The organism is Streptomyces sp. NRRL S-87, from assembly GCF_000719335.1.
Lineage (GTDB): Bacteria > Actinomycetota > Actinomycetes > Streptomycetales > Streptomycetaceae > Streptomyces.
Window position 1 is genome coordinate 178,616 of the sequence record NZ_JOGB01000004.1, and the last position, 11,715, is coordinate 190,330.

The window sequence follows — 11,715 nt, forward strand, 5'->3', positions numbered from 1 at the left end:
ACCCGCGCGGGCCGGTCCCGGCAGCGTCGGCGGGCGCGTCGTACCCGGCCGGCGACGGCATCTCGCCAGGCAGCGGCCCCGTCGGGGGCGCCGACCGGCTCCGCGGCGGGCCGCGGGCCGTTGGCGGGCGCTTCGCCCCGCAACCGCCCGGCATGTCGCACATTGAACATTCCGGCCAAGCTTGGGTGCGGTTCCGGATCCTCCGCTGAGCGGCGATCTCGCGCTGACTGTCATGGTTCGTACCGACTCGTGACCGAGATCCGGCCGTGCGCCCCCCGCCCCCCGACCGTCCCGCGCAGGTCAGACCGGTCGCCGCCGGGCGCGCGGGGGCCGAGATCGCGCCACGACACGGGGGAGTGAGCTGGGGCAGAGTCGTCGCGGCCCGGTCAAGAGTGCGGTACCGTCCAACCTCGTGAGCCCTGTACGTCGCTGTTCGCGCACCGCGTGCGGCCGCCCTGCCGTCGCAACACTGACGTACGTCTACGCCGACTCGACCGCAGTTCTCGGCCCGCTCGCCACCTACGCCGAGCCCCACTGCTACGACCTGTGCGCCGAGCACTCGGAGCGCCTGACCGCACCCCGCGGCTGGGACGTCGTACGCCTGAGCGACGGCTCGAAACCGTCCCGGCCCACCGGCGACGACCTCGAAGCACTCGCCAACGCCGTCCGTGAGGCGGCCCGCCCGCACGACCGCGCCGCCGAGGCCGGCGGCGGCAAGAGCGGCGGCCCGGTGGGCGAGACCCGCCGCGGCCACCTGCGCGTCCTGCGCTCGCCGGACTCCTGAGCCGCCGCGGCGCACCCGGCAGCGGTCGTCCGCCGCCCCGCCGCCCTCCCTTTCCCGCCAACCGGCCGCCACCCGCCGGGCCCGCCGGCGCCCCATGGGCCCGTCGGGCCGCCCCGCCGGGTAGGTTGGTGCGACCACCGCACCGACCTCAGGAGGGCAGGCCGTGGCAGCCGATCTGTCGCAGATCATCAAGGCGTACGACGTACGCGGGGTCGTCCCGGACCAGTGGGACGAAACGCTGGCGGAGCTGTTCGGCGCCGCTTTCGTGCAGGTCACCCAGGCCACGGCCATCGTGATCGGCCACGACATGCGGCCCTCGTCGCCCGGCCTGGCCGCCGCCTTCGGGCGCGGTGCCGCCGCCCGCGGGGCCGACGTGACCGAGATCGGCCTGTGCTCCACCGACCAGCTGTACTTCGCCTCCGGCCACCTCGGCCTGCCCGGCGCGATGTTCACCGCCTCGCACAACCCCGCCCAGTACAACGGCATCAAGATGTGCCGGGCCGGGGCCGCACCCGTCGGCCAGGACACCGGCCTCGCGGAGATCCGCACCCTGGTCGAGGGCTGGCTCGAGGACGGCGCCCCCGCGCCCGTCCCGGCGGAGCGGACCGGCACCGTCACGCGGCGCGACACCCTGGAGGACTACGCCGCCCACCTGAAGTCCCTCGTGGACCTCTCGGCCATCCGGCCGCTCAAGGTCGTCGTCGACGCCGGCAACGGCATGGGCGGCCACACGGTCCCCACGGTCTTCGCCGGGCTGCCGCTCGACGTCGTCCCGATGTACTTCGAGCTGGACGGCACCTTCCCCAACCACGAGGCCAACCCCCTCGACCCGAAGAACGTCGTCGACCTCCAGGAGCGGGTCCGCGCCGAGGGCGCCGACCTCGGCATCGCCTTCGACGGCGACGCCGACCGCTGCTTCGTCGTCGACGAGCGCGGCGAGGGCGTCTCCCCGTCCGCGATCACCGCCCTGGTCGCGGCCCGCGAGCTGGAGCGGCACGGCGGCTCGGGCACGGTCATCCACAACCTGATCACCTCGTGGTCGGTGCCGGAGGTCGTCCGCGAGCACGGCGGCACCCCCGTCCGCACCCGCGTCGGGCACTCCTTCATCAAGGAGGAGATGGCGAAGAGCGGGGCGATCTTCGGCGGCGAGCACTCGGCGCACTACTACTTCAAGGACTTCTGGAACGCGGACACCGGCATGCTGGCCGCGCTCCACGTCCTCGCGGCCCTGGGCGGCCAGGACGGGCCCCTCTCGGAGCTCGTCTCGTCCTACGACCGCTACGTCGGCTCCGGCGAGATCAACTCCACCGTCGCCGACCAGGCCGCCCGCACCGCCGCCGTCCGCGCCGCCTTCGCGGACCGGCCGGGCGCCACGCTGGACGAGCTCGACGGCCTGACGGTCTCCACCGCCGACTGGTGGTTCAACCTCCGGCCCTCCAACACCGAGCCGCTCCTGCGCCTCAACGTCGAGGCCCGCGACGCCGCCACCCTCACCACCGTCCGCGACGAGGTCCTCGCCCTGGTCCGCGCCTGACCCGGACGCCGGCGCAGCCGCCGTTCGAGACCCGATCCCCCAGCCCGCCGGCGTTCGAGTCCCGGGGTCCGGGGACGGAGCCCCGGGGACCCGGCGCGCGGCGCCGGGTCCGGGCCGGGTCCGGGCCGGGTCCGGGTCCGGGGCCGGGCGGGCCCCGGCGTCCCACCCGGCCGGCGCCCGAGGACGGAAACGGTGCAGGGGGAGGGAACGGCGCCGCAGGGCGACCGCCCGCCCCCAGCGGCACGGCGCCACGAGCCCACCACGCGCCGCCCCGAACCGCCCCGGCCGCGCCGGACCCGCGCAAGGGGTCCGAGAACGGCCCCCGCAGGCCCCGCCAAGCCGCACCGCACCGCAGACGGCGGTACGCTGACCTGGCCCAAACCGCTTGTTGAAGGGACGCCCCATGCCGCTCGAAGCCGGCCTTCTGGAGATCCTCGCCTGCCCCGCCTGCCACGCCTCCCTCGAGGACAGGTCGGCGGACGAGTCGGCCCCCGAGCTGATCTGCACCGGCAAGGACGACTGCGGCCTGGCCTACCCCGTACGCGACGGCATCCCCGTCCTCCTCGTGGACGAGGCGCGCCGCCCCGCCTGAGCCGCGCCCCGGGGCGCCGGGGCGCCCGACCCACGGGCCCGCGGTAGCCGAGGCACCCCCGCACGACCAGGACCGGTGAAATTCGGAGGCCCCATGCTGGACGAGTCGCTGCTGGACGAACCCGAGGCCCTCGGCCGGGCGGACCGCCGCGGGCTGCTCCGCGGCGCCGCGGAGGCCGGCGCCCGGGTCCGTACCGCGGCCCGGCACGCGGCCGAGGCCGGCCTCGCCGACCTGCGCCCCGACGGCCGACCCCGCGCGGTCCTGATCGCGGGCCCCGGCACCGCCCCCACCGGCGTGTCGGACCTGCTCTCGGCCCTCGCCGGCGCGAGCGCCCCCGTCACGCGCCTGCACCCGACCGGCGTCGCCCCGGCCTCCGGCGCCCTGCGCTGGGCCCTGCCCGGCTGGGCCGGCTCGGTCGACCTGCTGCTCATCGCCACCACCGACGGCTCCGAGCCCGGCCTGGCCGTTCTCGCCGAGCAGGCGTACCGGCGCGGCTGCACGGTCGTCGCCGTCGCCCCCCAGCGCAGCCCGCTCAGCGAGTCCGTCGGTGCCGCCCACGGGCTCGTCGTTCCCATGGCCACCGCCCCGCACCAGGAGTACGACGACAGCGCGACCTCCGCCGGCCCCGGCGCGCTGTGGGCCCTGCTCACCCCGCTGCTCGTGCTCCTCGACAAGGTCGGCCTGATCTCCGCCTCCCCGGAGAACCTCCAGCTCGTCGCCGACCGCCTCGACCGCACCGCCGAGCGCTGCGGGCCCGCCATCGCGACGTACTCGAACCCGGCCAAGACCCTGGCCTCGGAACTCGCCGACTCCCTCCCGCTCATCTGGACCGAGGGCGCCGGCGCGGGCCCCGCCGGCCGCCGCTTCGCCGCCGTGCTCGCCGAACTCGCCGGCCGCCCCGCACTCGTCGCCGAACTGCCCATGGCCCTGCCCGCCCACGGGGTCCTGCTGGCCGGTGCCTTCGCCGGCGGCGCCGACCCCGACGACTTCTTCCGCGACCGCGTGGAGGAGCGCCAGGCCCTGCACGCCCGCGTCGTCCTGCTGCGCGACCGGCCGGCCGGCGGACTGACCGCCGCCCCGGCCGCGCGCGAACTCGCCCTCAGCCACGACACGGCCGTCAGCGAGCTCGAACCCGAGGAGGGCAGCGACCTCGAATCGCTCGCCGAACTCCTCGCCGTCACGGACTTCGCCACCGCCTACCTGGCGCTGGCCTCAGGGGGGCGCCCGTGAGGAGGCGTACGTTCCACGGCCGTACGGGCCGCCGTCACCCGGACCAGGCGTCCCGTCACCCGGACCCGGTATCCCGTACCCGTCACGGACGTGCACGACCCCCGCGGACGTTCACGACCACGGGACCGGCCTGACCGGAGGACCCCCGGCCCCGCACACGGCGGGCAGGTCCGCCAGGCCCGTCCCGGCCCGCCTCCCACAGGAAGACGACCGATGGACCGCCTCTCGAACACCGTCCGCCCCTACGCCTGGGGTTCCACCACCGCCATCCCGGAACTCCTCGGCACCGCACCCACGGGCGAGCCGCAGGCCGAGCTGTGGATGGGCGCCCACCCCGGCGCCCCCTCCCGCGTCGACCGCGGCACCGGCGAGAAGGCCCTCGGCGAGGTCATCGCCGCCGACCCCGAGCGCGAACTGGGCGCGGCCGCGGTCGCGAAGTTCGGTCCCGCACTGCCCTTCCTGTTCAAGATCCTGGCTGCCGGCGCCCCGCTCTCCCTCCAGGTCCACCCCGACCTCGCCCAGGCCCGCGAGGGCTTCGCCGACGAGGAGCGCCGGGGCGTCCCGATCGACGCCCCGCACCGCAACTACAAGGACGCCAACCACAAGCCCGAACTGGTCTGCGCCCTCACCCCGTTCACCGGCCTGTGCGGCTTCCGCGACCCCGTCGAGGCGGCCGACCTCCTCGCCGGCCTCGAGGTCGACTCCCTCAAGCCGTACGTCGACCTGCTGCACGCCCACCCCGCCGACGCGGCCCTGCGCGAGGTCCTCACCGCCGTGCTGAGCGCCGACCGCGCCGAGACGGCCCGTACGGTCGCCGAGGCCGGCGCCGCCGCCGAGCGACTGGGCGGACCGTACGGGACCTTCGCCGGCCTCGCGCACCACTACCCCGGCGACCCCGGCGTCATCGCCGCCATGCTGCTCAACCCCGTACGGCTCCAGCCCGGCGAGGCCATGTTCCTCGGCGCCGGCATCCCGCACGCCTACCTCGACGGCCTCGGCGTCGAGTTGATGGCCAACTCGGACAACGTGCTGCGCTGCGGGCTCACCCCCAAGCACGTCGACGTGCCCGAACTGCTGCGGATCACCTCGTTCGAGCCCGGCGAGCCCGCCCTCCTGAGGCCCGAGGGCGGCATCGAGGAGGTGTACGAGACCCCCATCGACGAGTTCCGGCTCTCCCGCTTCCTCCTCGCGCCCGGCGCGGCCCCCGCGCAACTCCCCGACACGACCCCGCAGATCCTGCTCTGCACCGCCGGCGCCCCCGTGGTCCGCGCTCCGGGCGGCCGCCAAGAGACCCTCACGCCGGGGCAGTCCGTGTTCGTTCCCGCCGGGGAGAAGGTCGAATTGTCCGATAGCGGCACGATTTTCCGGGCCACCGTGGTGGTCTGACGCAGCGTCCCGCCCGGTGGCTGCAACAATGTGCGGCCGAATCAACCGGCTCTCCAGGCCCCGGCCCGAGAAGGGACACCCTGCACCCATGAGCGCGTCAGGCGGAACCAAGGCGATCGTGGCGGCCCTCGCCGCCAACCTCGCCATCGCTGCCTCCAAATTCGTCGCCTTCGCCTTCAGCGGATCGTCGTCGATGCTGGCGGAGGGCGTCCACTCACTGGCCGACTCCGGGAACCAGGGGCTGCTGCTCCTCGGCGGGAAGAAGGCCCAGCGCGAGGCCACCCCCCAGCACCCCTTCGGGTACGGGCGCGAGCGCTACATCTACGCCTTCCTCGTCTCCATCGTCCTCTTCACCGTCGGCGGCATGTTCGCGATCTACGAGGGCTACGAGAAGATCAAGGAGCCGCACGAGATCGAGGCCTGGTACTGGCCCGTCGGCGTACTCGTCTTCGCGATCGTCGCGGAGGGCTTCTCCTTCCGGACCGCCATCGCCGAGTCCAACGAGCTGCGCGGCGCGCTGTCCTGGAAGGACTTCATCCGCCGCGCCAAGGCCCCCGAGCTCCCCGTGGTCCTCCTGGAGGACTTCGGCGCCCTCGTCGGCCTCGTCCTCGCCCTCGGCGGCGTCGGCCTGTCGCTCCTGACCGGCGACGGCGTCTGGGACGGCATCGGGACCGTCTGCATCGGCGCGCTGCTGATCGTCATCGCCATCGTGCTGGCCGCCGAGACCAAGTCGCTGCTCCTCGGTGAGGCCGCGGGCACCGAGGAGGTCGCCAAGATCGAGGCGGCCGTCGTCGACGGCCGCACCGTCACCGGCGTCATCCACATGCGCACCCTGCACCTCGGCCCCGAGGAACTGCTCGTCGCCGCGAAGATCGCGGTGCAGCACGACGACACCGCCGCCGAGGTGGCCCGCGCCATCGACGCCGCCGAGGCGCGCATCCGCGAGGCCGTCCCGATCGCCCGCGTCATCTACCTGGAGCCGGACATCCTCCGCGCCACCCCCTCCACCCCCGCCGCCCAGGCCTGACGGCGGGGCCCGCCGTACGGCGAGCCCCCCGCCCGATTCCCGCAACCCCCCGCCCGTGCACGCGGCGCGGCGGGGGGCTCCGATCCGAACCGGCCACGCCGCACGGCCCGAAACCCGCCACGACTTGTCCCGCCGTCGGCTGGGGCGCACTGGGCCGATCGGTGTAGATTCGGGAACGGTGTCAGACGTCGCTGCTGATGGCGGTCGGGCGGTCCTGCGTGGCCGGCCGAGGGGAGAGAGGGCCTCCGACGGACTGCGCTGGTGCGCCCCAGAGGTGCACGGCTCAGCCGTACCCACCCTCTCGACCATCCCAGAGGAGCAGCACGCATGGACTTCAAGGTCGCAGACCTCTCCCTCGCCGCCTTCGGCCGCAAGGAGATCACGCTGGCCGAGCACGAGATGCCCGGCCTCATGTCGATCCGCAAGGAGTACGCCGCCGCCCAGCCGCTGGCCGGCGCCCGCATCACCGGCTCGCTGCACATGACCGTGCAGACCGCCGTGCTGATCGAGACGCTCGTGGCGCTCGGCGCCGAGGTCCGCTGGGCCTCCTGCAACATCTTCTCCACCCAGGACCACGCCGCCGCGGCCATCGCCGTCGGCCCGAACGGCACCCCGGAGAACCCGCAGGGCGTCCCGGTCTTCGCCTGGAAGGGCGAGACGCTGGAGGAGTACTGGTGGTGCACCGAGCAGGCGCTGACCTGGCCGGGCACGCCCACCGGCGGCCCGAACATGATCCTCGACGACGGCGGTGACGCCACCCTCCTCGTCCACAAGGGCGTCGAGTTCGAGAAGGCCGGCCAGGCCCCGGACCCGGCCACCGCGGACTCCGAGGAGTACGGCCACATCCTCACCCTCCTCAACCGCACCCTCGCGGAGAGCCCGCAGAAGTGGACGCAGCTCGCGTCCGACATCCGCGGCGTGACCGAGGAGACCACCACCGGCGTCCACCGCCTGTACGAGATGATGGCCGAGGGCACGCTGCTGTTCCCGGCGATCAACGTGAACGACGCCGTGACGAAGTCGAAGTTCGACAACAAGTACGGCTGCCGCCACTCCCTCATCGACGGCATCAACCGCGCCACCGACGTCCTGATCGGCGGCAAGACCGCCGTCGTGTGCGGTTACGGCGACGTCGGCAAGGGCTGCGCGGAGTCGCTGCGCGGCCAGGGCGCCCGCGTCATCGTCACCGAGATCGACCCCATCTGCGCCCTGCAGGCGGCGATGGACGGCTTCCAGGTCACCACCCTGGACGAGGTCGTCGAGACGGCCGACATCTTCATCACCACCACCGGCAACAAGGACATCATCATGGCCGCGGACATGGCCAAGATGAAGCACCAGGCGATCGTCGGCAACATCGGCCACTTCGACAACGAGATCGACATGGCCGGCCTGGCGAAGATCGAGGGCATCGTCAAGGACGAGGTCAAGCCGCAGGTCCACACCTGGACGTTCGCCGACGGCAAGGTCCTGATCGTCCTGTCCGAGGGCCGCCTGCTCAACCTCGGCAACGCCACCGGCCACCCGTCGTTCGTCATGTCGAACTCCTTCGCGGACCAGACCCTGGCCCAGATCGAGCTCTTCACCAAGCCGAACGAGTACCCGACCGACGTCTACGTGCTCCCCAAGCACCTCGACGAGAAGGTCGCCCGCCTCCACCTCGCCGCCCTGGGCGTCAAGCTGACGACCCTGCGCCAGGAGCAGGCGGACTACATCGGCGTCAAGGTCGAGGGCCCGTACAAGCCGGACCACTACCGCTACTGATCCCGGCCCGGTCCCACCGGACCGGCGCAGCACAGTGCACCAGGCAGGCCCCCGCACCCAGTGCCGGGGGCCTGCCCCGTACCCGGCCCCGCCCCGCCGGACCACGGACCCGTACGCACACGGGCACAGACGCACACAGGCAGAGACGAACACAGGCACACTGGCACGCAGCACCCGGACACACGCGCACGCGCACGCACGCACCACACCTCACGAACAGCAGGCGACCCCATGCCCCGCGGCCGTTACTCGCTCCACGACCCGCACGACCACACCCCCCTCGGCGACGAGCACTTCCAGTGCGCCCCCGGCCCCTCCGGCTGGCGCTACGTCTCCCGGATCACCACCCCCACCGGGGAGGACAGGGGCTCGGTCGACCTGGCCGTCGACGAACTCGGCCGCCCCATCCGCCTCGAACTCCACGCCGCCGACTGGCAGGTCCGCGGCGCCGCCCTCGACGGCGTCACCTGGGTCCGCACCGACCCCACCGGCACCGAGGCCACCGAAGGCAACGTCCCCGCCCACGCCTTCACCGGCACGTCCCCGGCCTTCTACGTCGCCACCGCCCGCCTGCTGCGCCTCACCGCCGCCGCACCCCCCACCCGGGTCCGGCTCGTGGCCTTCACCGACCCCGTCCTGGCACCCCGCACCGTCGACCAGGCGTGGGCGCTGGTGAAGAGCGAGGCGCACCCCACCGACAGCGGACCGCTGATGGTGGACGAGTACCAGGTCAGCGCCCTGGACACGGGCGAGCAGCACGCCGTGCACATCGCCGGCGACGTGGTCCTGTCCGCCCCCGGCATCGAACTCGAGGAACTGGAGACCCCGCCCTCCACCTTCCCCGCCTAGCCCGGACACCGGCCCACGCCGACCCGCACCGGCCTACGCCGGCGGCGCGAACCCCGTCGCCGGAGGCGCATCCCCGCCCCCCGCGGCGGCCGACGGCACCGCAGCGGGCACCACCGGCACGCCGACGGGCGCAACCGGCATCCCCGCGGCCACCGGACCACCGCCGGCCCCGGGCCATGCACCGGGCCCCGCACCTGGCCCCGGACCACCGCCCGGCCCGGGCGCCCACCCGGCTCCGGCCGGAGCCTGCGCCGCCGGACCCCCGGCACCCGGCCCGAATGCCCGCCGCGCATCGCGCTGCTGCCGCTCGTGCACCACCGCCGCCAGGTATGCCGCAGCCGGTACTCCGGGCGGCGCCGGAGTGCCCGTGCACGCCACCAGGTCGTCCGCCAGCCGCGCCGCCATCGACGCGCCGACCGCCGGGTCGAGCTGGTGCATCCGCGTCAGGTACTGCCGCACCGCCAGCCACAGCCCGTCCGGTACGGCCGACAGGTCCAGCTCCGAGAACCGCCCCACCAGCCACGGCGGGGGCGGGGGCACGTACGCGGCCCGCGCCGCCCCCGGCACCCGCTCGCGCACGACCAGTGTCCCCGCGAACACGTCCCCGAGCCGCCGCCCCCGGGCCGACACCAACGACGCGATGATTGCCACCGTCCCGAACGTCATGAGCAACTCGAAGACCCCGAGCGCCCCGCGCACCAGCGCGTGCCGGAACCGGACCGGCCCGCCGTCGTCCCGCACCACCCGCAGGCCGCAGACCAGCTTCCCCAGCGAGCGCCCGCGGCTCAGCGTCTCCACCGCGATCGGCACCCCGACCAGGACCAGCACGAACAACGCGATGGACACCGCCGTACGGGCCGCCTCGTCCAACGACGACGTGGCCGCCAGGAGCACCACCGACGCCACCAGGAACACGACCCACTGCACGACCATGTCGATCACGATGGCCAGCCCCCGGCTCGGCAGCCGTGCGGGCCGCAGCCCCAGGACGACCGCGTCCCCCGTCACCAGATCGCTCACCGAACGCCCGCCCTCCATGCCGTGCCGCCAGGTCACCCAGTCTGCCAAGCTGACGTTCGTACGGACACGCCCCACGGAACCCGCGCACCGCCGCCGGGCCCGGGGCCGTCCGCAGCCATCGGAAGCCATCGCACGCGGGGGAGCAGCAGCCGGATGGACCTCGACGTCTTCGTCACCGCCCACCAGGCCGAGTGGCACCGCCTGGAGCAGCTGCTAGGGCGCGGCCGCCGGCTCACCGGCGAGGAGGCCGACGAGCTGGTCGCGCTCTACCAGCGCACCGCCACCCACCTCTCCCTCCTCCAGTCCAGCGCCCCCGACCCGATGCTCACCGGCCGCCTCACCCAGCTGGTGGCCCGCGCCCGCGCGACCGTGACCGGGGCCCGCCGCTCCTCCTGGCGCGACGCGGCCCGCTTCTTCACCGCGGGCTTCCCCGCCGCGGTCTACCGCAGCCGCCGCTGGTGGGTGCCGACCGCACTGCTCTGCACGCTCCTCGGCGCGGTCATCGGCTGGTGGATCGCCGCGCACCCTGAGGTGCAGGCCGCGATCGCCGCCCCGGAGGAACTGCGCGCGCTGACGGAGCCGGGCGGCGGGTACGAGGTCTACTACTCGAGCCACCCCGCGGCCTCGTTCGCCGCACAGGTGTGGACGAACAACGCGCAGGCCGCCGCGATGTGCCTGGTCCTGGGGGCGTTCCTGGGCCTGCCCGTGCTGTGGATCCTCTTCCAGAACGTCCTGAACCTCGGCGTCGGCCTGGGCCTGATGTCCTCGGCCGGCCGGCTCGACACCTTCCTCGGCCTGATCCTCCCGCACGGCCTGCTGGAACTGACGGCGGTCTTCGTCGCCGCGGGCACGGGCCTCCGACTGGGCTGGACCGTCATCGACCCCGGCCCGCGCACCCGCAGGACCGCCCTGGCGGAAGAGGGCCGCGCGGCGCTGGGCATGGCCATCGGGCTGGCCGCGGTCCTCTTCGTCTCGGGCCTGATCGAGGCCTTCGTGACCCCCTCGGGCCTGCCCACCTGGGCCCGCATCGCCATCGGCGTGCTCGCCGAGGGCGCCTTCCTGGCGTACGTGTTCGTGGTCGGGCGCCGAGCCGCGCGGGCGGGGGAGACCGGCGACGTCGAGCAGGCCGACCGGAGCGCGTCCCTGCCCACGGCAGCGTGATGTGCGAGGGGCCCCCTGGAGCTGCTAGTCTCCTCGTCGGCCCGGAAACACCGTTGACACGGTCGACCGGGAGAGGTAGATTCAAACGGTTGTCTCGGACTGGACAGGTCCGACTGCAACGTTCTAGAATCACTCTCGCTCCCGAGTTGGAACCTCCGTTCCACGAGTCGGAGCCACAACCCGATCTCCTAGTCGGATCCCGAAGCCGGAAAAATCCGGTGGAGAATCCTGATAGAGTCGGAAACGCCGAAAGGGAAAAGCCCCCCGAAAGGGAAACGGGCCGGAACCGGAAAGCGCCGAGGAAATCGGGTCGAGAAAAGATCTGATAGAGTCGGAAACGAAGGAAGCGCCCGGAGGGCCCGGAAACG

At 73.8% G+C, this 11,715-nt stretch carries 10 protein-coding genes; 9 read left to right on the forward strand and 1 reads right to left on the reverse strand.

Going from position 1 to position 11,715, the window contains the following annotated elements; translation table 11 throughout:
* Positions 1–361 precede the first annotated feature (361 nt).
* From IF43_RS0104560 to IF43_RS0104595, 8 genes are all read left to right on the forward strand, one after another.
* Positions 362–784, forward strand: coding sequence for a DUF3499 domain-containing protein (locus IF43_RS0104560; RefSeq protein WP_078909908.1), 423 nt, complete (start codon positions 362–364; stop codon positions 782–784).
* Between the two features lie 163 nt (positions 785–947).
* Positions 948–2,318, forward strand: coding sequence for a phosphomannomutase/phosphoglucomutase (locus IF43_RS0104565; RefSeq protein ID WP_030194126.1), 1,371 nt, complete (start codon positions 948–950; stop codon positions 2,316–2,318).
* A 403-nt stretch (positions 2,319–2,721) separates the two neighbouring features.
* The gene (locus IF43_RS0104570) at positions 2,722–2,910 is read left to right on the forward strand and encodes a Trm112 family protein (RefSeq protein WP_030194128.1); all 189 of its coding nucleotides are present in this window, start codon (positions 2,722–2,724) and stop codon (positions 2,908–2,910) included.
* A 93-nt stretch (positions 2,911–3,003) separates the two neighbouring features.
* Positions 3,004–4,140 (forward strand): SIS domain-containing protein, encoded by a 1,137-nt coding sequence (locus tag IF43_RS0104575; protein WP_030194131.1) that lies wholly within the window; start codon positions 3,004–3,006, stop codon positions 4,138–4,140.
* A gap of 213 nt (positions 4,141–4,353) precedes the next feature.
* The gene (manA, locus tag IF43_RS0104580) at positions 4,354–5,526 is read left to right on the forward strand and encodes a mannose-6-phosphate isomerase, class I (protein WP_030194134.1); all 1,173 of its coding nucleotides are present in this window, start codon (positions 4,354–4,356) and stop codon (positions 5,524–5,526) included.
* Positions 5,527–5,614: 88 nt separating this feature from the next.
* Positions 5,615–6,553: a cation diffusion facilitator family transporter gene (locus IF43_RS0104585; protein WP_037887344.1), complete on the forward strand. Its 939-nt coding sequence runs from the start codon at positions 5,615–5,617 to the stop codon at positions 6,551–6,553.
* A 327-nt stretch (positions 6,554–6,880) separates the two neighbouring features.
* Positions 6,881–8,317: an adenosylhomocysteinase gene (gene ahcY / locus IF43_RS0104590; protein ID WP_030194140.1), complete on the forward strand. Its 1,437-nt coding sequence runs from the start codon at positions 6,881–6,883 to the stop codon at positions 8,315–8,317.
* Between the two features lie 231 nt (positions 8,318–8,548).
* Positions 8,549–9,166, forward strand: coding sequence for a hypothetical protein (locus tag IF43_RS0104595; RefSeq protein ID WP_030194143.1), 618 nt, complete (start codon positions 8,549–8,551; stop codon positions 9,164–9,166).
* A gap of 33 nt (positions 9,167–9,199) precedes the next feature.
* On the opposite strand, the gene IF43_RS0104600 is transcribed toward IF43_RS0104595, so the two are convergent.
* Positions 9,200–10,186: an RDD family protein gene (locus IF43_RS0104600; protein ID WP_199922673.1), complete on the reverse strand. Its 987-nt coding sequence runs from the start codon at positions 10,184–10,186 to the stop codon at positions 9,200–9,202.
* Between the two features lie 153 nt (positions 10,187–10,339).
* Between IF43_RS0104600 and IF43_RS0104605 the strand changes: the two genes are divergently transcribed.
* Positions 10,340–11,347: a stage II sporulation protein M gene (locus tag IF43_RS0104605; RefSeq protein WP_030194148.1), complete on the forward strand. Its 1,008-nt coding sequence runs from the start codon at positions 10,340–10,342 to the stop codon at positions 11,345–11,347.
* Positions 11,348–11,715: the final 368 nt, after the last annotated feature.

Bases quoted from the DNA above. Each gene is read 5' to 3' on its own strand.
- IF43_RS0104570 (WP_030194128.1), top strand. From the start codon at position 2,722: ATGCCGCTCGAAGCCGGCCTTCTGGAGATCCTCGCCTGCCCCGCCTGC.
- IF43_RS0104575 (WP_030194131.1), top strand. From the start codon at position 3,004: ATGCTGGACGAGTCGCTGCTGGACGAACCCGAGGCCCTCGGCCGGGCG.
- IF43_RS0104595 (WP_030194143.1), top strand. From the start codon at position 8,549: ATGCCCCGCGGCCGTTACTCGCTCCACGACCCGCACGACCACACCCCC.
- ahcY (WP_030194140.1), top strand. From the start codon at position 6,881: ATGGACTTCAAGGTCGCAGACCTCTCCCTCGCCGCCTTCGGCCGCAAG.
- manA (WP_030194134.1), top strand. From the start codon at position 4,354: ATGGACCGCCTCTCGAACACCGTCCGCCCCTACGCCTGGGGTTCCACC.
- IF43_RS0104605 (WP_030194148.1), top strand. From the start codon at position 10,340: ATGGACCTCGACGTCTTCGTCACCGCCCACCAGGCCGAGTGGCACCGC.
- IF43_RS0104585 (WP_037887344.1), top strand. From the start codon at position 5,615: ATGAGCGCGTCAGGCGGAACCAAGGCGATCGTGGCGGCCCTCGCCGCC.